Origin of the sequence: Acinetobacter sp. HZNU-JH01 (genome assembly GCF_037996845.1) — a bacterium.
GTDB classification, from domain to species: Bacteria; Pseudomonadota; Gammaproteobacteria; order Pseudomonadales; family Moraxellaceae; genus Acinetobacter; species Acinetobacter haemolyticus.
The window spans coordinates 1781109-1804789 of the sequence record NZ_JBBMZX010000001.1 but is presented as its reverse complement, the minus strand read 5'-3'; the positions used below and the strand labels follow the sequence as shown (position 1 = coordinate 1804789).

22 protein-coding genes are annotated in these 23681 nt (G+C 41.4%); 11 read left to right on the top strand and 11 right to left on the bottom strand.

Features of this window, described 5'->3' with window-relative positions; genetic code table 11:
- Positions 1-2: 2 nt before the first annotated feature.
- On the bottom strand, positions 3-713 hold the full coding sequence (gene phoB, locus AAC851_RS08640; RefSeq protein ID WP_004641646.1) for a phosphate regulon transcriptional regulator PhoB: 711 nt from the start codon (positions 711-713) through the stop codon (positions 3-5).
- Between the two features lie 250 nt (positions 714-963).
- Complete coding sequence (locus tag AAC851_RS08635; protein ID WP_075314352.1) at positions 964-1641, bottom strand: TetR/AcrR family transcriptional regulator; 678 nt, start codon at positions 1639-1641, stop codon at positions 964-966.
- Positions 1642-1945: 304 nt separating this feature from the next.
- Between AAC851_RS08635 and AAC851_RS08630 the strand changes: the two genes are divergently transcribed.
- Positions 1946-2773: an SDR family NAD(P)-dependent oxidoreductase gene (locus AAC851_RS08630; RefSeq protein ID WP_075314354.1), complete on the top strand. Its 828-nt coding sequence runs from the start codon at positions 1946-1948 to the stop codon at positions 2771-2773.
- A 46-nt stretch (positions 2774-2819) separates the two neighbouring features.
- On the opposite strand, the gene AAC851_RS08625 is transcribed toward AAC851_RS08630, so the two are convergent.
- Positions 2820-4187, bottom strand: coding sequence for an MATE family efflux transporter (locus AAC851_RS08625; RefSeq protein ID WP_005087253.1), 1368 nt, complete (start codon positions 4185-4187; stop codon positions 2820-2822).
- Positions 4188-4287: 100 nt separating this feature from the next.
- Positions 4288-5442: a methionine aminotransferase gene (locus AAC851_RS08620; RefSeq protein ID WP_340600769.1), complete on the bottom strand. Its 1155-nt coding sequence runs from the start codon at positions 5440-5442 to the stop codon at positions 4288-4290.
- 319 nt (positions 5443-5761) lie between these two features.
- Between AAC851_RS08620 and AAC851_RS08615 the strand changes: the two genes are divergently transcribed.
- Positions 5762-6202 carry a hypothetical protein gene (locus AAC851_RS08615; protein WP_004641634.1) on the top strand — a complete coding sequence of 147 codons (441 nt, stop codon included), beginning with the start codon at positions 5762-5764 and terminating at the stop codon, positions 6200-6202.
- Between the two features lie 99 nt (positions 6203-6301).
- On the opposite strand, the gene AAC851_RS08610 is transcribed toward AAC851_RS08615, so the two are convergent.
- Genes AAC851_RS08610 through AAC851_RS08600 form a run of 3 tightly spaced genes read right to left on the bottom strand, consistent with a single transcriptional unit; the run spans position 6302 to position 8750 of the window.
- On the bottom strand, positions 6302-7609 hold the full coding sequence (locus tag AAC851_RS08610) for a DUF445 domain-containing protein (RefSeq protein WP_008942118.1): 1308 nt from the start codon (positions 7607-7609) through the stop codon (positions 6302-6304).
- 17 nt (positions 7610-7626) lie between these two features.
- Positions 7627-8184, bottom strand: coding sequence for a CC0125/CC1285 family lipoprotein (locus AAC851_RS08605; RefSeq protein WP_340600768.1), 558 nt, complete (start codon positions 8182-8184; stop codon positions 7627-7629).
- Between the two features lie 26 nt (positions 8185-8210).
- Complete coding sequence (locus tag AAC851_RS08600) at positions 8211-8750, bottom strand: DUF924 family protein (protein WP_004641629.1); 540 nt, start codon at positions 8748-8750, stop codon at positions 8211-8213.
- Positions 8751-8933: 183 nt separating this feature from the next.
- On the opposite strand from AAC851_RS08600, the gene gshA reads away from it, so the two are divergent.
- Both gshA and AAC851_RS08590 read left to right on the top strand, forming a co-directional pair.
- Positions 8934-10511, top strand: coding sequence for a glutamate--cysteine ligase (gene gshA, locus AAC851_RS08595; protein WP_005087247.1), 1578 nt, complete (start codon positions 8934-8936; stop codon positions 10509-10511).
- A gap of 71 nt (positions 10512-10582) precedes the next feature.
- On the top strand, positions 10583-11080 hold the full coding sequence (locus AAC851_RS08590; protein ID WP_340600766.1) for a disulfide bond formation protein B: 498 nt from the start codon (positions 10583-10585) through the stop codon (positions 11078-11080).
- A 58-nt stretch (positions 11081-11138) separates the two neighbouring features.
- Here AAC851_RS08590 and AAC851_RS08585 read toward each other — a convergent pair whose 3' ends face one another.
- Complete coding sequence (locus tag AAC851_RS08585) at positions 11139-12485, bottom strand: PGAP1-like alpha/beta domain-containing protein (protein WP_004641622.1); 1347 nt, start codon at positions 12483-12485, stop codon at positions 11139-11141.
- Between the two features lie 262 nt (positions 12486-12747).
- Here AAC851_RS08585 and AAC851_RS08580 point away from each other — a divergent pair, with 262 nt between their 5' ends.
- The 7 genes from AAC851_RS08580 to urtE all read left to right on the top strand — a co-directional run bounded on the left by AAC851_RS08580 (position 12748) and on the right by urtE (position 21088).
- A complete protein-coding gene (locus AAC851_RS08580; RefSeq protein ID WP_075314364.1) occupies positions 12748-13356 on the top strand; it encodes a YqiA/YcfP family alpha/beta fold hydrolase in 609 nt (202 codons plus the stop codon).
- Entirely contained in the window at positions 13353-15236 is a 1884-nt protein-coding gene (gene parE, locus AAC851_RS08575; RefSeq protein ID WP_004641617.1) for a DNA topoisomerase IV subunit B, read from the top strand. The genes AAC851_RS08580 and parE overlap by 4 nt, the downstream gene beginning before the upstream one ends.
- A gap of 237 nt (positions 15237-15473) precedes the next feature.
- Entirely contained in the window at positions 15474-16751 is a 1278-nt protein-coding gene (gene urtA / locus AAC851_RS08570) for an urea ABC transporter substrate-binding protein (protein ID WP_005087235.1), read from the top strand.
- A 91-nt stretch (positions 16752-16842) separates the two neighbouring features.
- Positions 16843-18477, top strand: a complete 1635-nt coding sequence (gene urtB, locus AAC851_RS08565; protein WP_445290554.1) for an urea ABC transporter permease subunit UrtB — start codon at positions 16843-16845, stop codon at positions 18475-18477.
- A 4-nt stretch (positions 18478-18481) separates the two neighbouring features.
- On the top strand, positions 18482-19552 hold the full coding sequence (gene urtC, locus AAC851_RS08560) for an urea ABC transporter permease subunit UrtC (RefSeq protein WP_262569052.1): 1071 nt from the start codon (positions 18482-18484) through the stop codon (positions 19550-19552).
- Entirely contained in the window at positions 19553-20380 is an 828-nt protein-coding gene (gene urtD, locus AAC851_RS08555) for an urea ABC transporter ATP-binding protein UrtD (RefSeq protein ID WP_004641608.1), read from the top strand.
- Between the two features lie 9 nt (positions 20381-20389).
- On the top strand, positions 20390-21088 hold the full coding sequence (gene urtE / locus AAC851_RS08550) for an urea ABC transporter ATP-binding subunit UrtE (RefSeq protein WP_008942126.1): 699 nt from the start codon (positions 20390-20392) through the stop codon (positions 21086-21088).
- Positions 21089-21113: 25 nt separating this feature from the next.
- On the opposite strand, the gene AAC851_RS08545 is transcribed toward urtE, so the two are convergent.
- The 3 genes from AAC851_RS08545 to AAC851_RS08535 form a co-directional block, all read right to left on the bottom strand.
- Positions 21114-21851 (bottom strand): hypothetical protein, encoded by a 738-nt coding sequence (locus tag AAC851_RS08545; RefSeq protein WP_340600765.1) that lies wholly within the window; start codon positions 21849-21851, stop codon positions 21114-21116.
- A gap of 80 nt (positions 21852-21931) precedes the next feature.
- Positions 21932-22480, bottom strand: a complete 549-nt coding sequence (locus tag AAC851_RS08540) for a GNAT family N-acetyltransferase (protein ID WP_335962587.1) — start codon at positions 22478-22480, stop codon at positions 21932-21934.
- 325 nt (positions 22481-22805) lie between these two features.
- Positions 22806-23531 carry an outer membrane protein OmpK gene (locus tag AAC851_RS08535; protein WP_005087226.1) on the bottom strand — a complete coding sequence of 242 codons (726 nt, stop codon included), beginning with the start codon at positions 23529-23531 and terminating at the stop codon, positions 22806-22808.
- Between the last annotated feature and the right edge of the window lie 150 nt (positions 23532-23681).

Here is a 23681-nt window from a genome sequence, read left to right as displayed (position 1 = left end):
TTTTAACCTGCTGCCAAATCAGCTCGTGTAGAGAAACGATAACCTGTGCCACGTACCGTTTGAACAAAGCGATCAACACCAAAAGGTTCTAACACTTTACGTAAACGACGAATATGCACATCAATGGTACGGTCTTCAATATACACATTTCCACCCCATACTTGGTCAAGTAATTGGGCACGTGTATAAGCACGTTCTGGATGTGTCATAAAGAAGGCCAGTAAACGATATTCAGTTGGACCCATATCGAGAATACTCTCACCAAAGCTCACACGCTGACTCACTGGGTCTAGCATTAAGCCATTGGCATCAATCACTTTTTCACCGCTCAGTGCATTGGCACGACGCAATACTGCTTTGATACGAGAAACCAGTTCGCGGGTCGAAAAAGGTTTGGTCATGTAGTCGTCTGCACCTGCATCCAGACCTTGAACCTTATGATCTTCTTCACCACGAGCTGTGAGCATGATCACAGGGATCTCTGCCAAGTTCTCATCTCGTTTCAAGCGACGGCACAAATCTACACCACTTACGCCACCTGGCAGCATCCAATCCAGCAAGATAAGAGCAGGACGCTGATCAACGATAATCTGATGCGCTTGCTTAGCATCCTCAGCTTGTAAACATTGGAAGCCAGCCATATCCAAAGAGGTATGGATCATTTCGCGGATCGGTAGCTCATCATCGACAATTAAAATATAGTCATCTTTCACAGCGCAATACCCTCAAAATCTGTAACGGTTAACCGTTTTGTTGTTATGACAGGCTTATTACAAAGATTAATTATGACAATATCATTGCAAAAGAGTAAATAAAGTCGAATTTAGCAATAAATTGTGACAATTGTGGGGCAGAGGAGTGACTAATTGATGACAGTTTGCTTGAAATTAAAACAAATAAATTCATCTGTTTAACAGCGCTGTCTTGTAGCAGTTACATTTGTCACAAAACTGTAAAACGATTTTAATTTTTTTGTGTCGTGTTTTCAATAAATGATAAAAACACCGCACAACAGGCATTTAGGACGTCTTCCAATGGCTGTTTAAAGCCTTCTGATACCCAACGGATAATAATATGAGTGACATAGCCATTTAAACCTGTCGCCATCAGAGATACCTCCTCAGTGGTTTGCGGTACATTGGGCATCGTGATCATCACAAAGCCTTGAATAATCCGATCAAATTGCGTCAGCGTTTCTTGGATTGTCGCTTGATTGTGTAGGTCTTGGACGAGCATCGCATCAATGTAAATAATTCGTGCCATGCGTGGATCATCTTTAATGGTATTCAGTAGCGCAGATAACCCTGCTGTGACCATATTTTTCGGTTCAGGAGCAGCCATGAGTACAGCTTGGGTCAAACAGCTTTGCATTTTACTGATCATGCGTAAAAAAACAGTTTGGAAAAGTTCTTCACTCTTTTTAAATGACTCATAAAAATAGCGTTCAGTGAGTTTTGCTTCGTTACAAACATCTTTGACGGTCACAGAGAAAAATCCTTGTGTCCCATACATCGTAATACCTGCTTCGATCAGTTTTTCCCGACGAGCTTCTTTGCGCTCAGTTAAAGACAGACCTTTAAATTGACGCTCTTTGGTTTCGTTCGTTTTTTTCTTTGTATTGGCTTGCTTCTCAGTTGTCATCGAAAAACCGTTCCCTAAAAAAGTCTATATATCGTATGTCTAGCAGCGCTTAGATTGCAAACTGTTTAAAAATAATATGTCTTGTTTCTGTCGCTTTAGCCAATAACACGATGTATGACTCAAATGCTAACAGACCTTAGAACGAGCATTTATGACAAGCATTATGTTTGTTCTTGCCATTTGTCTTAAAAGCATAGTGTACTATATTGACAACATGTATTGTCAAAATTATATTGGTTACAAGTTAAACGGCACATGATCTGAGCGAATATGTGCATATCATTCGCAATACAAAGGATAGGCAATGAAAAACTTTAAAAATAAAGTCGCAGCGATCACAGGTGCTGGCTCTGGGATTGGACAACAACTGGCACTTTTGTTGGCTCAACAAGGCTGCCATTTGTCATTGAGTGATATCAATGACAAAGGTTTGGCACAGACTGTTGAGTTGGTTAAACAATATCCAGTTACCGTAACCACCAAAGTCCTTGATGTTTCTGACCGTGATGCGGTGAAACAATGGGCACAAGATACCGTACAAGATCATGGCTCGGTCAATATGATCTTCAACAATGCAGGTGTTGCATTAGGCTCAACTGTAGAAGGTGCAAGCTACGAAGATCTAGAATGGATTGTTGGAATTAACTTTTGGGGCGTGGTTTACGGTACTAAAGAATTCCTACCATTTATTAAACAAACTAAAGATGGCCATATCATCAACATCTCTAGTATTTTTGGCTTAACCTCACAACCGACACAGTCTGCATATAATGCGACTAAATTTGCGGTGCGTGGTTTTACTGAATCGCTTCGCCAAGAGTTAGATATTGAGAAAAGTGGCGTAAGCTCACTTTGTGTACATCCGGGTGGTATCCGTACCAATATTGCAAAAGCTGCAAAAATGAATGACAGCTTAAAGAGCTTGGGGATGGACCCAAATAAATCGATTAAGCAGTTTGATAAGTTTTTGCGGACACCTCCTGAAGAGGCGGCTCGTCAAATTCTTCAGGCAGTATTGAAAGATAAACGCCGTTTATTAATTGGAACAGATGCTCGTATCGTTGATTCATTCCAGCGCTTATTCCCAACAGGCTATCAACGTATAGCGGCTTTGGCGACCAAAATGATGTAATTCTAATTCGCTTTGAGAAAGCCATTCTAAACCGAATGGCTTTTTTTTAAATCAAAACTTTGATTTTCCCTTTCTTCCAAACGAACTGATAATACGTGGCTTGGAATACACATAAGCAGACAAAAGCCAGAGCATAGGCCATCCAAATTCCTGTTAGTCCCCATAGTGTGGTAAACCAATAAGCACAAGGAATCTCGATCAGAAGGATGGTGAAGATATTAATCAACATCGGTACAGTAACCGTTCCGCTAGCACGCATAATCGAAGCAAAAATCGCACTTGCACCAAAAAACAGCAATGACCATAACACGATAAATAATAGCTGCTGACCCAAAACGACCACTTCAGGATCGGTAATAAACAGTGCCATTAAATATTTGGAAAATAGATAGCCTAAAGCAATTAAGCTACCTGTAAACAGGAAGTTCATGCTTAATGCAGTACGAGTAACGCGACTGAGTAGCTCTGCTTTTCCTGCACCGATGGCTTGTGCTGCGAAAATAGAGGCGGCAATGGAGATGGAAAGTGCTGGAAATTGGATATAATTCAGAACTTGGTTGACTGCACCATAGGCTGCGGTCGCATTTGCACCATAACGATTGACTAAGCCAATAATCACCAAACCAGCCAATGAAGTGGTGACCATTTGAATCCCTGTAGGAATACCCAATTTAAGGATGAGTTTGCTTAACTCTGCATCATGACGTAGATGTTGTAAAAGTTGACGGTCGATTTTGAGTGGATGTTTTTTATAATTCAGATAAAAGCCCAAAAAAACCAGCACTGCCAAATAACCGATAATACTGGCGATTGCGGGCGCAACAATACCAAGCGCAGGGAAGCCGAAATAACCTTTTAGCAGTATGGGGGTGACGGCTAAACCAATCAAACTGGTTAAACCCAATGCAATCAGTGGCGTTACGCTATCACCAACACCGCGTAAGATCGAGGTATAAATAATATACACAAAAAGCAATGGACTACCTGCCATCATCCATTGCACATAAGGCAATGACAGATGCATCACAGTAGGATCAGTACCTAGCAGGATTAAAATATGTTCGGCAAAGAATAACCCGAGGACGGCAATAATACTGCCCCCAATTAAGGTCATAAACAGCGTAGAGCCAATAACGCTACGCACTTTTTCTAGGTTCTGTGCGCCCCATGCTTGTCCAATTAAAACGGTTGTTCCCGCAGAGAGTCCAATAATAAAAGCAAGCAAAAAGAACAAGACCGGAAAATATACCGAGACAGCAGCAACAGCATCTACCCCCATCATTTGACCTACAAAGATGGTATTAATCGTTCCCGACAAATTTTGTAAAATATTGGTTGCAATCAGTGGGACGAGAAAAACAAAAAAGGTTTTCCATAGATTGGGTTGCATCACCAAAGGCTGGTGTGGTGTCATTCAAATTCCTTGATACTTCGTCCCGAAAATGGATCTGCTGTGTTTTCAACATAGCATAAGCTAGCATCAAGTTATGAGTATTCAGTTGATTTTTTGTTGATTAACACTGCATTAGGATGTCACCTGCTCGTTGAAGCGTTGCATCTGTCTTGGCAAAACAAAAACGAATCAGCCTCAGTGATTCAGGGGCTTGTTGATAAAATACGGAAATAGGGATAGCTACAATTTTATGTTGTTCTGCCAAGAACTGACACATGGCCACATCGTCTAAATCTAGGCGGATGGCAGAGTAGTCCAAACTTTGGAAATAGGTGCCTGGTGAGGGAATAAAATTAAAACGAGAATTTTGAATCTGTTGATTAAATAAATCACGCTTGGTTTGATAAAAATCAGGCAGTGTTTGGATATGCTCAGGATGGTGTTGCATATAATTGGCGAGTGCGATTTGACAAGGCGTGGTACCACAGAAATTGGCAAATTGGTAAATCTGCCTGAACAACTGCATTAACTGTGGTGTGGCTACACAATAACCAGTTTTCCAGCCCGTAACATGAAAGCTTTTGCCAAATGATCCGATGACAAAACTACGTTCGCGTAATTCTGGAAAGTGCAGTGCGCTGTAATGTTTTTGTCCATCAAAAACGAGATGTTCATACACCTCATCGGAAAGCACCACAATATTTTTATCTTGAATCAGCTCAATCAATTGTAGCCAGTCTTGTTCTGACCAAATTGCACCTGTTGGATTATGTGGTGTGTTGACAATGATCATACGGGTTTTGGTATTGATGCTGTCTTTGACCTTTTGCCAATTCACTTGAAAGCTGGGTGCATCTAAATGGATATGAACAGATTTTCCGCCTGCAAGCTGTACCGCAGGTGCATAACTGTCATAGCTTGGATCAAAAATGATCACCTCATCATCGGCATGAATACAGGCTTGGATCGCACAGAAAATCGCAATGGTTGCACCCGGAGTAATCGTGATTTCAGTGATAGGATCTAGTTGCAATTGATCACGTAGTAAAAATTGCTGTGCCATTTGCTCACGTAAAGCCAATACACCATCTCCAGCAGGATATTGATTGTATCCATCGAGGGTGGCTTGACTGAGTGCTTCAAGTAGCGCCTGCGGAGCGGGAAAATCAGGAAATCCTTGTGATAGGTTCAATGCATTGAGCCTATGAGCGAGCTCAGTCATCACGCTAAAAATGGTTACGCCTTGACGAGGAAGTTTTGACTGAAGCTGCAACATTGTTTTTAACCTAATTTACGTTTTATTTTGATGTGATTGTATCGAGATAAACGGTCATTTTCCAAATGGTCGATGCCAAAGGAAAAAGTTGCGCCTTTCACTTACTATCTTAAAAAATGTGTCTTATATCAATAGAAAGATAGAAAATGTGCCTGAATAAAAACAATAGTGACGGAATTGGTCTTTTTTTATTTAAATTTGTCAAATAAATTGTTATTTTTCAATTATATAATGTGTTTTAATTTTAATCTTTAAGCGATATAATTTATAGCGAGTGATTAAAATAAATACGAATTATTGTGAAATAGGACATTCAGAGATGGACAATTTCGATCTAAAAATACGCTACCCACATCATATCGATTTAAAAGATGTCGATCAGTTCGAAGCATTGAATACGATAGGCGTATTAACTCGCTTTGATAGAATGGCTTGGAAACAACTCTTAAGTCGTTGGTTACAGTTAGATGGAGCAAGTCCGACTTTTACGATAACAGATGGAAATACGGAACATACGATTGAAATTATCTTGAATACTTATTCTTCGTCTCAAGAGCTGAGCTTTATCGTAAAAACGGACATTGCAGTGGTGGTACCCAAAAAACAAGTTTTTGGATTGATTACCTTTCAAGCCAAAGAAAGAATTCATTTTAATCAAATTTCATTGGCACAAGTGAAAACGTACCTGACCGCATTTTTGAAGCAAGATACCGATACTTTGGTACGATACTATCAACAAAGTAAACAATTGGCTTGTTGATCTATTTCACCATGAACGGTTTACAAGAGTTAGCCCTAATCACATGCGCGTTAGGGCCGAATACGGCAAAAATGAGATATCTTGCGATATGCCTGTCCTTTACAGAACATTTTCAACAACGGCACGTATGATCCCTAAGATCAAACCGATAAACGTACCAACAATCACACCATTCACACGAATCATGTGTAAATCACCGCCAACTTCACTCTCGATTTTGGCAATCATTTCTCGTGAATCCCACTCATGGATTCGTTCACTGATATAACGAATAATTTTATCGCTGTATTGTTCACTAAAATTGGTCGCTAAGCCCACCATTTTAGTATTGAGGACTTGGCGAACCTTATCATTTTGGATCAAGCTCACCCCAAGTTGCTGGATTGCAGCTTGTAAATTGGTGGCAATGCCGGAATCTTCCTGCATCAAATCCGTCTTGATTGCATCACATAAGATTGCGATTGCACCTGTAATAAAATTCAAAACCTGCGGGCTGTCGAGTAGCGCATCTTTACCATTGTTTAAACGTTGGCTGGCTTCACTGTCATTGTCTGCAAGTTCCAACATCAGTTTATGGGTTACAGCTTCAATATCCTGTCGCCACGGATGGTCTGGGTTGGCAAGCATGGATTCAACTCGTTCAATCAGTGAGTCAATGGTACGTTGTTGTACGTCGATACCAATCCAACTTGCACCTTTTGCTAATTTCCACACCCCTAACTCTTTAAACAATGTACGTGATAATTCGCGTGCTTCTTCGGGATGAGAAACCATCCATTCGTGAGCAACATCCAAACCACGCTGTAACACATCTTGATGGAAATCATTATCTAAAACGGCACGTAGCATCTCACTGGCTAGGGTATTGATTTTGGTACTGCGAACCCATTGCACACTGTTATTTTGGACAAAATTTGCAATTTGATCTTGACTGACAAACTCAAAAATTTTCGGCACCGTTTGCTGAATGATCTGCACCACTTGCCCGTTATTTTTAGGATTGGCAAGCCATTCACCCACTGCCAGACTGATATCGGTGTTTTGTAGGCTGCGCTGTACAATCACAGGAGAGAGGAAGTTCTCTTGCACAAAACGTCCCATCGATTCAGCAATACGTGCCTTATTACGTGGAATAATCTCGGTATGGTCACGTAACAATTTCGGTAGGGGCATTTTTCCAAATGGGTTGCGGAATAATACCGTGACGGCATACCAGTCTGCTAATCCTCCGACCACACCCGCTTCAGCACCTAACATGAAGATATGGATGAGCCATTTATATTCAGGTAGAAAGTGCGCCACAATCATGAGAGCAACCCATGCCGAGACAGCAATAATCAAGGCGATGGTGGCAAAGTTTTTACTTCTTTGCAGACTTGGGACGTGGATTTCTTCGGCTGAAGTCATTGAGTCATCCTATTCATTCATTTTTTGTTTTGAGGTGAGGCAGGTGGCTGCAACACTTCTCCTGTTGGACTCAATCCGTATTTTTGACCTAAGGATTGTAGAATTAATTGCGCATCAAAGGCATCAGGCGATTGCTGTTGAGTCTTGAAGCATTCGATAGTATACGACACTTGGATTGGATCAAGATTGACCACTTGTGGCATATCATAGAATGGATCCGGCCAAAACGCAGGGTGGCGACGATAATAACCATACGGATAATAAGGTCGACTTGGATAAATCACCGCTTGGCGTTGCTCTTTAATACGTGCATTACTCGGATCATCAACGACAGTGAAAAATCTGAAACCGTTTTGTACCGTGGTCTGAGCTGCTTTTAATAAAGTGATTTCTTCCGCTGTACCATAACTCAGATTATTTCCTGCTTGGAAGCTGATACGAAAGCTTTTGTTATTTAATGGATAAGCGGTAAATTGACCGAGTTGATCAAACGTCTTGGGCTGTTTAGGAACAGTTGCACATCCTGCAAAGGTCAGTGCGATGAGTACAGGCATACACATTAATAACGATTTCATTTGTTATTCCTCTCTGGAAGATCGGATCAAAAGTGGCTGTCCGGTTGAGTTAGAAATTCAAGTTCTTCTGCTGTTGAAACTCGACCAAGTGCCGCATTACGATGTGGATAGCGTCCAAAACGATCAATGATCACTTTATGCTTTTCTTCGAAGCTTAAATTGATGGGATTGCCTAAACGTTGAAATAACGCTAGGGCATAATCGTGAATCATTTTGGACTCACTATGCATAAACGGCATGTATAAAAACGAACGTTGTTCGGGGCTCAGTTCAGTGTCGAGTTGCAAACTAATTGCCTCTTGTGCCAACATCAGTGCCATGCTGTCATAGGCAAAAGCTTGGGCTTGATCTCGATATAAGTTGCGAGAAAATTGATCTAAAATAATAATTTCGGCCAAGCGTCCTTCAGCAGTTTGACGCCAAGACCAAAGTTCTGCTTGTGCAGCTTGATGATGGATTGATTGAAAAAGCTCACGAATTTTGGCATCAAAGGCATCACTTTTAGCAAACCAAAGTGGTTGATGATCGGGAGTAAACCAAAAATTTAGAATGTCTTGTGCTTGCATAAGAAGTTATCCATCAGCAGAATTATTTTTTAATAAAATCACAATTTCGGCATGTCTTAAATAACAAGTTTGTGATAAAAATTGCCAAATTAAATCAGCTGACTAGATGGCAATAGTCGTTATAATTGACAAAAGCAAGCCACTACTCAGTGTTTGGCCAGTGAATCAATGAGCATATATATTATGAATCAACCCAGCGCACTTTCTTCCTCTGTGATACCAACTTGGGTAGATGCTTCGCAATTGGCAGGTATGTTACGTGGTATCGAGCGTGAAAGTTTGCGTATGCAAAGCAATGGATTTTTATCACAAAAAAACCATCCGATTGCTTTAGGCTCAGCACTGACACATCCGCACATCACGACAGATTATTCTGAAGCATTAATGGAATTTATCACGACACCGCATAGTACGATTGCGGCTGCGTTAGATGAGTTGCGTGATATTCATCATGTGGTGCATCAGCATTTGCAAGACGGGGAAAAGTTATGGCCGCTTTCCATGCCGTGTATGTTGGATGATCATGAAGAAAATATTAGATTGGCGCAGTATGGTACATCCAATATTGGTCGTTTTAAAACTTTATATCGTCATGGTTTAGGTGTGCGTTATGGTCGCCGTATGCAGACTATTTCAGGTGTACATTATAACTTGTCTTTTCCCGATCAACTGTTTGAAGACCTACAACAGCATGAAACCAATGCTGAATTAAAGCAGCTCAGTTTGCAGGATTATCGTAGCCATCGTTATTTTGGTTTGATTCGTAACTTTATTCGACTGACGCCTTTAGTGATGTATTTATTGGGTGCTAGTCCATCCGTATGTCGTTGTTTTTTGACTGGTCGTGAGCATCATTTACAAGCATTGATCAAAGGGACATTGTATTTGCCAGAAGCAACGGCCTTACGTATGGGACGTCTAGGGTATCAGAATTCAGCCCAAAAGCAGCTTGGTATTCACTATAACGATTTGCATGATTACTTAGAGGGTTTACAAAAAGCTGTGCACACACCTTACCCTCAATTTACAGCCCTAGGCTTAGATGATGAGCAAGGTGAGCCGATTCAAATCAATGATCATGTTCTACAAATTGAAAATGAATACTATAGTTTGATTCGCCCAAAACAAGTACCAGAACAAGGTGAGACACCTTCCCAAGCGTTAAAAAATCGTGGTGTGGGTTATGTAGAGTTACGTGCCGTGGACGTCAATCCTTATCGTGCGATTGGTATTGATGAGACTGCAGCTGGATTTTTGGAAAGTTTAGCTTTGTATTGTTTGTTGAATGACAGCCCTGAATTGTGGGCAGATGAACAAGATCAGATAGATCTAAATCAAACCGAAATTGTCAATCGAGGGCGTGCGGCAGACGCCAAAATTAAAGATGGACCGATTGAGGTACCTTTCCAAGATTGGGCACAACGTCATCTTGGTCAGATTCAAGCCTGCGCGATTTTATTGGATCAAATGGACCGCACTTCACTATATCAAGATGCTGTACAGGTGATGCAACACCGCTTATATCAGGTTGAAAATACGCTTTCGGAGCAGGTAATCAATGATACCTTGCAACATGGAGGGACATGGAACTTTGGTAGTATCATGGCTCAACAGCATGTACAGGATTATGAGCAGCACCAAATCAGTTTAGAAAGAAAACAATATTTCGAACATTTGGCACAAACTTCGTTGCAAAAACAGTCTCAACTCGAACAAGATAATCACATGAGTTTTGCAGAATATCTTGCACAATACCGCTAGGGTCTGTCGATATTTTATCGTAAGGGTGATCATTCTTATTGCGACAGAGGACATTTTTTAGAGGATTTTCCATGCGCTGGAATTACCGTTTAGTCAGTACTGTATTGGTACTGATGAGCATTATTGGGCTCGCATTTGCATTATATTTAGAACATGTGCAAGGTCTTGAACCTTGTCCTTTATGTATTTTCCAGCGAATTGGTTTAATTGGCATGGGTTTAATTGCATTAGTTGCATTTATTCACAACCCAATTTCAAACTTTTTTAAGCGCTTTTATGCCTTGTTGGCAACTTTAGCGATTGGATGGTCGGCTGGCGTTGCCGCACGGCATGTATGGTTACAACATTTACCACCAGATCAAGTACCGAGTTGTGGACCAGGCTTAGACTATTTGGTTGATGTTTTGCCGATGAAAGCAGTTTTGCAGCAAGTGCTGTCTGGCTCAGGAGAGTGTGCCATGATTGATTGGAGTTTTCTGGGACAATCACTACCTGTTTGGTCTTTGATCTATTTCAGCCTGATCCTTGTGATTTGTTTATGGCAACTCTTTAGAAAATATCCTGCTTAATTGGTAAAAAAGCCAACATGATGTTGGCTTTTTTATTGGATAAAATTTGGAGCACTGTTTAGGTTTCAACAATTCCTTCCAGATCTTCAAAGCTATGATTATTTGGAATATTAATGAGATGGGTTTGAACACCTGCTTCAACCTTATCACTCACATCTGGATATAACCAACGGGTAATTTGCTCTGCGACACTAGAGTGGTATTGAATCTCAAAATGGTTCAAACCATAGAAAACCGCTTTATGTGTATCAGGAAGTTTAAGTTGGAAGCGAGGATTTGGGTGTTCACCTAAAGCACTTTTAACACTCACCAAATAGTCACCAATTACGGTGAGTGCTTTGGTTCTAAGCTTTTCGAATTCAAGTGTACCAGCGATGAGGAAGGTGTTGATATGTGATGGTAATGGTGCTGGCTTACGATTGTCATCTTCAAAACCAATCCGTGCATCATTATGTTCCCAGTCATCATCACGTACGCTACCGTGACGTAAATCTAAAATCCCATTACTGCGAATATTGACCAATTGACCGATAAGGCTAATAAATGGAAATGCACCGAGTTTATCTTGCAGAATGAAACCAAAACGTTCAAGTACTGCACCATGATGCGGTGAGCCAATACAGACCAAATTTTCAACCATGTGAACCCATTGGCATAGGTTCTGCTTACCATAGAACAGAGCACTACGAGAGACTAATCCTCCCATACTATGCCCAATCAAATCGATACTGGTGATGCGTGGATTACGTTGAACTAAATCTTCTAGCACATTGGCAAAGCTACGACCATTGGCTGAAATACGACGCCCTGTATTGTAGTTGAGATACAGCATGGTGTTGTTATCACGTTGCGCAAGCAAGCGTTCACCAATGCCACCATAGCGATGATTCGACCAAGTTAAATGGTTCATACAAAGACCATGTGTCAAAATGACTACACGACCTGTGAGTTCACCTTGTTGCAATGAACCATAATGATCATACAGCACCATAGGGAGTGCCATCGGGTTATGCTGTTTTAAGAAAAAATCACCAAAGATTCCATTGAGTGCGCCGACTACAAAGTGTAAAGAAGGACTCAACGGCTTGTCATGCAGCACTGGAAATTTTGCAATGACTCTGCGCAAGTTTGGTGCAAGGAAGCTAACGCCGTATTTTTGAATCGCGACATAGGAGAATTGGTAAAATCTCTGTAATTGTGGGTGCTTTTGTAATTTTTTGGCCTTTTGTGCACTCAAACCAAGCGTTGTCCGTAACACTTCAGTTTGTACCAATTGCACTAATTCGTGCACCCCACTTAAGCTAGTGCTTACGAGTTGTGCCAAACCTTCCAAAACATCCGCCTGACTGGGAGGGGTACTGTCCCATTTACAGTAGGTTTCATGTAGAGGTGTTAAACTTGGCATATTGATTTCCTCATCCTTGATATATACCGAAGGTTTGAAGTTATTGACCTAACATTGTTTAGATAAACTACAGCAAACGCATGCATCTTTTCTTGTTTCAACAGTATTTTTTTTAGAATACTGATGAACGGTGCAGAGTATCGTTTTTTGTGTCTGACAATTTCGGGCTTATCTGTAAATTATATTGTTATTTATTTATCAATTGTGATCGATAATGTGATCTATCTGGCTTTAAGTCAAGCAAATGACGCTGTAGGTGCGTATGCAAATTATTTATTTACATGGTTTTCGAAGTAGCCCAAGGTCAATAAAAGGGCAACAGTTGTATCAGTATTGTGCAAATTATGATCACATTCACGTGCATTTGCCTGATTTAAATCACCCACCACAACAGGTTTTGAAGCATCTTTCGGTATTGGTGGAAAGTTTACCACTCGATCAAGTGGTGTTGGTGGGAAGCAGTTTAGGGGGATTTTATGCGACCTATCTTGTCGCAAAATATGCATGTCCTGCTGTTTTGATCAATCCCGCTATGCGACCATGGCAGTTGTTTCAAGATTTATTCGGAATTGAACAGATTCCACTCAAAGTGACCGACGCATGGACACTTGATGTCGATCAATTGCAGCAATTACAATCGATTGCTGAGACCAGCTTAGCGTATGCTGATAAAATTCTGGTGCTATTGCAACAAGGTGATGAGGTCTTGGATTATCGTCAAGCACAAGGCTATTATAGTGCAGCGCATCCATCATCATTGATTTTAACTGACGCTAATGGTAATCATGCAATGGATGATTTTGAAGAAAAATTACCTCTAGTACTCGAATTTTTATCGGCAGCCCTGCAAAAAGGAAATCAGACCAAGTGACACAATACACGGCACAATCTCTTGAAGTTCTTTCTGGTTTAGATCCTGTTCGTCGTCGTCCCGGAATGTATACCGACACCTCACGTCCAAACCACTTGGCACAAGAGGTAATTGACAATGCTGTCGATGAGGCGCTTGCAGGTCATGCCAATCAAGTGACGGTCACGATTTATGAAGATGGTTCATTATCGGTGGAAGATAATGGTCGAGGAATGCCAGTTGATATTCATCCAGAATATGGACAAAGTGGGATCGAAATTATTCTGACCAAGCTCCATGCAGGCGGCAAGTTCAGTACAGATAACTATCAGTTCTCAGGTGGTTTGCATGGCGTTGGTATCTCTGTGGTCAATGCTTTATCTACACGGGTTGAAGTCGCTGTACAACGCCATGGTAACTTGTATCAGATGGCATTTGAGCAAGGTGAGCCTGTTGCGCCATTATCTGTTTTAGAAGGCAAAGTGGCGAAACGTGCGACGGGGACAACGGTACGTTTCTGGCCAGAAGCGAAATATTTTGATAGTCCTAAGTTCGCATTAAAAGCGCTTAAACATAATTTAAAAGCCAAAGCGGTGTTAGCAGCAGGCTTAAAAATTATTTATGACGATAAAATCAATAATGAAAAGATTGAATGGCAATTTGAAAATGGTCTAGTGGACTATTTGATGGATGAACTTGAAGATCGTGAAATTTTGCCAGCCCCAGCTTTTGTGAGTAGTGGACAAGCGGAACGTGCTGCTTGTGAGTTTGCAATTTGCTGGAATGTTGAAGGTGGTGAACAGATTCAGGAAAGTTATGTCAACTTGATTCCAACTGCACAAGGCGGCACCCATGTTAATGGCTTACGATCTGGTGTGACAGAAGCGTTGCGCGAGTTTTGTGAATTACGTAATTTATTGCCGCGCAATATGAAGCTATCCGCGGAAGATGTGTGGGATGGGGTTAATTTCATCCTGTCATTGAAATTCCAAGAGCCTCAATTCTCAGGGCAGACCAAAGAACGCCTATCCAGTCGTGAAGCTTCGAATATTGTTCTCAATATTGCCAAAGATGCATTTGCATTATGGTTAAACCAACATGCCGAGATCGCGACTCAATTAGCTGAAATGGCAATCGCCAAAGCGGGACGTCGTTTAAAAGCAGCTAAGAAAGTTGAACGTAAGAAGATTGTAGCTGGTCCAGCATTACCTGGAAAATTAGCAGACTGCGTGGGCTTAACCCGTGAAGATAGTGAACTCTTTATCGTCGAAGGGGATTCTGCTGGTGGTAGTGCTAAACAAGCACGAGATAAGAATTTCCAAGCGATTATGCCGATTCGTGGAAAAATCTTAAATACATGGGAAGTGTCTTCTGATGAGGTATTGGCTTCACAAGAAGTACATGACATTGCGATTGCGATCGGGGTTGATCCTGGCAGTGATGATCTATCAGAATTACGTTATGGAAAAATTTGCATCCTTGCCGATGCGGATTCGGATGGACTGCACATTGCAACATTATTGTGCGCTTTGTTTGTGAAGCATTTCCCGACATTGGTAGAAGAAGGCCACTTATATGTTGCTATGCCGCCGTTATATCGAATTGATATCGGAAAAGATGTGCACTATGCATTGGACGATGATGAGTTAGAAGCGATTCTAAAAAATATTAAAGGCAACAAGAACCCACAAATCACGCGATTCAAAGGTTTGGGTGAGATGAACGCCAGCCAACTACGTGAAACTACCATGGATCCGAATACACGCCGTTTGGTTCAGTTGGACTTGGATGATGCACATTTAACTGCTGGTTTGCTGGATAAGTTACTTGCGAAAAAGCGAGCGGCGGATCGTAAGCATTGGTTAGAGCAAAAAGGCAATTTGGCAGATATTGCGGTTTAGATGATGGGCTAAGCTCAACGGAAAAAGCCAAGCAGATGCTTGGCTTTTTTATGAAGATCAAAAATGCATCATTTTAGTTCACTGCGTATTTTTTGTATGCAATGTTGTATACAAGATGGGATTTTTGTAGAACAATTCTTATAAAAACATATATAAAACAATATATTAAACTATTGGCATGAAAATTGAATAACTCCATTCAGTCAAAATCACAAGATCAAACTGTGGAGAACAAAGATGCAAAATAAAATGATGTCAATGTCTGTACTGATGGCTGCCATGATGGGGGTGGGGCTTGTGGGGTGTTCAAAGCCAGCCGAGAAAACAGAACAGAGCACAACCGAAGCAAAAGCTGCACCAGCAAGCGGTGAAACCATTAAGGTCGGAATTTTACATTCACTTTCAGGAACGATGGCGATTTCTGAGACCTCACTGAAAGACACAGCCTTGATGACCATTAATGAGATCAATGCCAACGGTGGGGTTTTAGGTAAAAAATTAGAGCCTGTGGTGGTAGATCCTGCATCAGACTGGCCGTTATTTGCTGAGCGTGCACGTCAGCTGATTACTCAAGATAAAGTTGCCGTGATTTTCGGGAGTTGGACATCAGTATCGCGGAAATCAGTTCTCCCCGTCGTTGAAGAATTAAATGGTTTAATGTTCTACCCTGTGCAGTATGAAGGTCAGGAACAATCTAAGAATATTTTCTATACTGGCGCAGCGCCAAACCAGCAAGCGATTCCTGCGGTTGAATATTTAATGAGTGATGAAGGGGGCAAGGCTGAACGTTTTGTCTTACTTGGAACAGACTATGTTTACCCACGGACCACCAATAAAATTTTACGTGCTTTCTTGAAGTCTAAAGGCATTGCCGATGCGGACATTATGGAAGAGTACACCCCATTTGGTCATAGTAATTATCAGACTATTGTTGCCAATATTAAAAAGTTTTCTGCAGGTAAAAAAACCGCAGTGATTTCGACCATCAATGGCGATTCAAACGTACCATTTTATCGTGAACTGGGTAACCAAGGGATTAAAGCCGCTGATATCCCTGTCATGGCATTTTCGGTGGGTGAAGAAGAGTTACGTGGTATTGATACCAAACCATTGGTGGGGCATTTGGCAGCATGGAATTATTTCATGTCAGTCAAAAATCCAAAAAATACTGAGTTTGTTAATAAATTCAAGCAATTTGCTGTGGAATACAAACTTCCAAATGCCGATAAAGTTGTGACTAACGATCCGATGGAAGCAACCTATGTTGGGATCAATATGTGGAAGCAAGCGGTTGAAAAAGCGGGGACTACAGATGTCGATAAAGTCCGTGAAGCAATGGCAGGACAGACTTTCGCAGCGCCGTCAGGTTATACCTTAAAAATGGATGAAAGCAACCATCATTTACACAAACCTGTGATGATCGGACAAATTCGTGCAGATGGGCAATTTGACGTGGTTTATAAAACACCAGAAACCATCAAGGCAGAGCCTTGGAGCCCTTATATCCCAAAATAAGCTTGTTCTACAACCTGCTATTTCGATGGCAGGTTTCTTCATTTTCTTTTTCGGTTCTTCGTAAAATCTACGATCCATAAGGGCGAGTCGTATGGCAAAACACTATGTTTTAGCATTGCTCTGCGTGATGACACATTTTTTTTGTAGTCTTGCATGGGCAGAGCAAGATCCTCTAGCAACCACCTCTTCAGTGATAACGCCTGTTGCAAGCCAAGATGCGATTCAAAGCTTTGTGAAAGGTGATTTTGCAACACGTCGTGCGATGTTGAATCAGTGGCCAGCCAGTATTGAACAACTGGACCAACTGGTTGCGTATATTGACCAAAATGAGTTGTATACCGATCGTGCGGGACAGACTTACATTTTACAAAATGATGAGGTCTTACTCAGTTATCCTGCCAAACAGGTATTGGAAGATTGGCCCGCCGATTTATCTCAAGTTACTTTGGTCAATACCTTACGCAAAGCGCTTAATTTCGGGCAAGCCAAAGTGAAACTCAATTCAGAAGATGCATCACAGCGTTTGGCAGCCGTTGATATTTTGGAAAATAACTTGGCTGAAATTGATGTCGCAATGGTCAAGCAACTCTATCTCAACGAGAGCAACAACAAAGTCAAAGCACGCTTAGCACAACTTAAAGCACGCTTAGAGTTTAATGATGCAGATGTATTTGGAAAAATTGCGGCGGTCAATGTTCTCGCTGAATCGAATCGCCCTGATGTATTGGCAATGATTGAGCAAACCTTAGAGCAGCCGATTGCCAACCAAGAATTACAAACGGCTTTGTTGGATGCCAAGAGTAAAATTAAAACCAGAATACAAGCCAGTGAATGGTCTGGACATGTGTTTTCAGGTTTAAGCACCGCCAGTATTTTATTGCTTGCAGCACTTGGTCTCGCTATTACCTACGGGTTGCTGGGTGTCATTAATATGGCACATGGCGAATTGATCATGATTGGTGCATATACCACTTACGTTGTACAAAGCTTTTTCAAAACCCATTTTGTTGGTTTAGTCGATTGGTATTTACTGGCTGCGATTCCTGCTGCATTCCTTGTTAGTGCGCTGATCGGCATGCTGATTGAACGTACGGTGATCCGTCCTTTATATGGTCGTCAACTTGAGACCTTATTGGCGACTTTTGGTGTCAGTCTGATTTTGATGCAATTGGTACGTATGGTTTTTGGTGCACAAAATGTCGAAGTTTCGAATGTGTCATGGCTCAGTGGTGGTATTGCACTTACGCCGAGTTTAATGTTGCCTTATAACCGCATTGCGATTATTGCATTCACCATTGCAGTTTTACTGTTGTTGGTGTTCTTACTCAATAAAACCCGTTTCGGATTATTCGTTCGTGCCGTCACACAAAACCGTCAGATGGCGCGTGCAGTAGGGATTCGTTCAGCGCGTATCGATATGATGGCTTTTGGTCTCGGTTCTGGTTTGGCTGGCTTGGCAGGTTGTGCGCTGGCACAAGTGGGAAATGTGGGACCTGATCTTGGACAGAACTACATTATCGATGCTTTCCTCGTGGTGGTCGTCGGTGGTGTGGGGCAAGTGTGGGGCGCAGTTTTGGCAGCACTTGGTTTAGGGATCAGTGGCACGGTGTTGGAAATCGGCATGGGTGCTGTATTGGCAAAAATTATTCTACTGGTACTTGTGATTTTGTTTATCCAAAAACGTCCACAAGGTTTGTTTGCCATCAAAGGCCGTTTTGTGGAGTAAGCCAATGAAAATGACAACAATGTTTTCAGATCAGCCATACAGTGCGGTTGCAATCGGTCTGTGTTTCGGGGTGTTGCTACTTTTACCATGGCTGCACCTGCTCCCTCCGGATTCAGCATTTTACTTATCCGCGTATTGGGTCACCTTGATTGGCAAAATTATGTGCCTTGCTTTAGTGGCATTGGCATTGGATTTGGTGTGGGGCTATGCCGGTATTTTGAGTTTAGGGCATGGTTTGTACTTCGCACTGGGTGGTTATGCTTTTGGCATGTATCTGATGCGCCAATCCGCAGGCGATGGCTTACCCGATTTTATGCGGTTTCTCAGTTGGACTGAATTGCCGTGGTATTGGACAGGAACAGAACATATTCTCTGGGCAATGGCACTGGTGATTTTAGTCCCTGGAATTGTGGCCTTTATTTTTGGTTTCTTTGCATTTCGCTCGAAAATCAAAGGAGTGTATTTCTCGATTATTACTCAGGCAATGGTGTTTGCCGCAGCACTCTTGTTCTTCCGTAACGAAACAGGCTTTGGCGGAAACAATGGTTTCACAGGTTTTAAAACCTTATTGGGTTTTGATATTACCTCTGCACCGATGCGTGCCACCTTATGTTTTGTAACTGCTTTGATGTTGATGCTGTGCTTTATTGGATTACGTCAGTTGATGAACCGTCCTTATGGTCGTGTACTCGGTGCAATCCGTGACAGTGAAAACCGTTTGCAATATTTAGGTTATCGCACGCTGTGGTACAAACTGTCAGCATGGGTGCTTTCGGCTGTGATCGCAGGGATTGCAGGTGCACTCTATGTACCGCAAGTTGGCATCATCAATCCGAGTGAAATGAATCCTGTCAACTCAATTGAAATGGCCGTGTGGGTTGCTGCGGGTGGGCGTGGTACCTTGATTGGCCCAATTTTAGGTGCAGGTCTGATCAATGCCGCTAAAACCTATTTCACGGTAGCTGCACCTGAAGCATGGCTGCTGATTTTGGGCGCATTATTTATTGTGGTGACTTTATTCCTTCCTAAAGGTGTCATTGGTTTGTTTGACCGCTTTAAAAAGGAGCGTAATTAAATGAGTGATTTACACAACAACTCAGCTCAACATGGTGGTCAACTGGGTGAGGGCTACGGACGCGCCAAAACACAAGGTGCAGACTTTAGTCATGGTATTGCCTTGTATTTAGAAAAAGTTAGTGTTTGGTTTGATTCATTTCGTGCTTTAAATGATTTATCGCTATATATCGCAGAGGGTGAGTTGCGTTGCATTATCGGGCCAAATGGTGCAGGTAAAACCACGTTGATGGATGTGATTACAGGCAAAACCCGTCCAACCACAGGCACAGCATTTTTCGGGCAAAACTATGATCTTGCCAAAATGAGCACCGAGCAAATTGCTGAAGTGGGCATTGGACGGAAATTTCAAAAACCCACTGTGTTTGAAAATTTCACCGTGATGGAAAACTTATTGCTGGCTGCGCCACGAGATAAGCGAGTGAAAAAAAGCTTGTTTAGCCGACTTGATCCAGAAGCGCAGTTGGCACTAGATGAAAGTTTGGAGCAAATTCGTTTAAAGGAATTTGTACAAAAGCCCGCAGGGTTATTGTCCCATGGTCAGAAGCAATGGTTAGAAATCGGTATGTTATTGATGCAGCGACCAAAACTAATTTTATTGGATGAACCTGTGGCGGGGATGACGGATGCAGAAACTGAACGAACAGCCGAACTATGTTTAGAACTTAAAAAGAATCACACGTTAGTTGTGGTTGAACATGATATGAGCTTTATTGACACCATCAGTGAGAAAGTTACGGTCTTAGCGCAAGGTGCAATCTTAGCAGAGGGTACATTGGCAGAGGTACAAGCCAATGAAGATGTGATTGAAAAGTATTTAGGACGCTAGGAGACTGCCATGTTAGAAGTGAAACAAATTAACCAGTTTTATGGTGGCAGTCATATTCTGCGTGATGTGTCTTTATCCGCGCCTGTAGGGGAATGCAGTGTGGTTCTTGGGCGTAATGGCGTGGGTAAAACCACATTATTAAAGTGCTTAATGGGGATTTTGCCGATTAAATCAGGACAGATTTTATTAGATGGAAAAGATATCGCCAAGATGTCACCTGAGCAACGAGTACGTGCAGGCTTGGCTTATGTGCCACAAGGACGAGATATATTTTCGACTTTGACAGTAGAGGAAAATATCTTAATTGGAATGGCGAAATTTTCAGGGGCTAAAACCCGAAAAGTACCGAGTCATCTCTATGATATTTTTCCTGTTTTAGATGAAATGAAGCATCGCCGTGGTGGTGATTTGTCAGGTGGTCAGCAACAGCAGCTCGCTATTGCTAGAGCTTTGGCCTCTGAACCTCGGGTTTTGATTTTGGATGAGCCAACTGAAGGGATTCAACCCTCGATTATTAAAGATATTGGTCGAGTGATTCGTAAATTGGCAGATCAGGGGGAGATGGCAATTGTGTTGGTTGAGCAGTTCTATGATTTCGCTGAAGAACTTGCTGATAATTATACCGTCATGGCACGTGGCCAGGTGATTGCACAAGGACAAGGTACGGATATGCCTGAAAAGGGGATTCGGGAGTTGGTTGCGATTTAATAAAAGCCTCGTAAGAGGCTTTTAATTATTTATTTTCCACTTTATAAAATGTCCCACCTGCATAGACATTGTGTCCAAAGCCACAGGTTGAAGCACCATTATTTTGCTCCACCTCAATCTTTGGTCCATGCTGTGGGTCATTCAGAAATTGCAGTTTGATTTGACAGTCTTCGTAACGATAATTGGCCTGTTTTGCAGTAATTGGCATCGTGGTTTCAAATGAACCTAGGTTTGGACCATAAATAAGTCCACGCAGTCCAAAATAGTAACCTTCAAAATCAATAAGATATCGATTCAGTTGCTTTTTAACCGTAATGTAATCCCATTGCCCAAAACCATTGGCGCGGACATAGTTTCCTTGTAGATCAGTCGATAATTGGGGTTTGGGTAATTGTTTTAAGTTGTATTGACTGGTTTTAGAATCTTTATCTCGTAAAAACCAGACTCTTGCCCATTGCGGTTTACCCAATTTGGCATAACTGAGTCCTACATTATTATTTGCAATTTCAACATCTCGGCCAGTAATCTTGATCCCACTTTCTTCTGCATTCAGTTGGCAGAAGTGTGCCCATGCGGCTTGATTCTCAAATTGTTTTGCTGCCTTAGCATATTGTTTCTGGTCATAAAACCTCTTTCCTACCTGCGCATAATTTTTGACTTTGGCACAGCCTTGTTGTAATTCTTGTTGATAAGATGATTCGGCAAAACTTGTGGTAACTGCAAATGCGCTACTTATCGCTATATATAGTGATATTTTTCTCATCTTATTTATCTTTATAGACTCGGATAATTGTCATTCTAACCAGCCAAATCACAGGACAGCAGTGCTGTATTGTTAAATTTTTATGGCGTATTTAATTGTAGTTGCATCAGGACTAAATCACGCCATTGTCCAAATTTTTGTCCGATTTGAGGCATATAGCCTGTTTGGATGAATCCAAGTTGCTCGTGGAGCACGATTGAACCCTGATTCTCACTATCTATGGCAGCCACCATCATATGCATATGCTGTTGAGTCGCAAGATGAATCAGTTGTTGCATCAAGGCTTTACCAAGCCCTTGGCGTGCATAACTTGGGTCAATAAACACTGAATGTTCAACGCTGTGTCGGTAACCACTAATCGAACGGAATGCTGAATAATAGGCATAACCCGCAATTTTTTTCAGATGCTGATCTTCAACCACAATCATCGGAAATAGCTGCTGTTGTAAATCTTGGAAGCGTTGCTGATAGTCTGTCAGGGAAACGGCTTGATCATTCCAGTTGGCTGTACCCGTGATGATTTCATGGTTGTAAATGGTGATAATTTGCTCAAGATCATGAATTGTTGCCAAGCGAATCTTGTAATACTTATTGAATATGTGAGGCATAAATTGAGTAGAAATAGGCATAGGTTATAGGTTGAATTAGGTGGAAGATGAATTCGAATCAGTGAATTGATTTTATTTCACATTGTGTTACTGCCGCATAGATTATGATGAGGCGGATTGTTTGTGTATAGGGAATCTCTTACTTTTGAAAGATCAAAAGTAACAAAAATCTTCTGTTGAGTTGACGGTACATCCTGATACCGCAACTCAACAAGGCGACATCCATGTCGCCTGTCACGGTAGTAAATGACATCTTAAATTTAAATAAATAGATTTGATTATTTTATTCTACATATCAAAAAAAAACAGCAAGACTGAGCTTGCTGTTTTTAACGATTTGACCAATTTAGAAATGATATTTGATCAAAGCGCTAACGTTGTTTTCGTCGCTGCCTTTGATACCAAATTTATTATTCCAAACTGAATGCTCGACACCTAAATATAAGCGTGTTTCAGGCGAAATGTGTTTACCCACATTCCACTTGTACTGTGTGGTCCAGTTGAGTTCACTGGCGTGATCTTTTTCAGCTGTTGACCAGTCAAGGAAGCCATCGACTAAGAACTCTTCAGTTGAGAGTTTAAATGGCAATGCATAGACAAAAGTAAGCTGGTAGTCATCAGCTGTTTTCTCATTGTTTGCACGGTAGAAATTGATATTTGCATATTGGAAATATGGAAGATCAAGATCAAAGCCTACGCCATATAAGAAGTTATCAAAACTAGAGAAATCATCATTGTTGCTTTCCCATGTTGTTGAAATCAATACGTCTTTGACTGGACCGAAAGCTAATTTTTGACCAGAAATTTCACCTAGACTAAAACGCGGTGAAAGCTCGAAATAAGTGCTTTTATGGTCGTCACTACCACGCATACGATCCATGAAGAAAAATACATCGGCATATTTTACTTTTGCTGCGTATTCAACCGTTAAAGTTGTTTGCTTTTCATCAACAACTTCATAGTTTTCGCCGTATAAACCAGTGAGGCTAAAATCTTGCCAGATCGGTTTTGCTTGAGTAAAAGCTGCTGTAGATACCAATAAACATGTTGCCGCAAGTTGTTTCAATTGCATTTAAAAAATCCCCCCTGAAAGGCGTGTAAAGCATACAAGGAATCAAGCAAAAATAAAGCCAAATTTGACCAAATGCTCAAAAGAATTGTAGTGCTGAAAATCAAAGGGAGTTGCATGTCATTTAACTATTTTTTGCTCAAGTTTTAATAA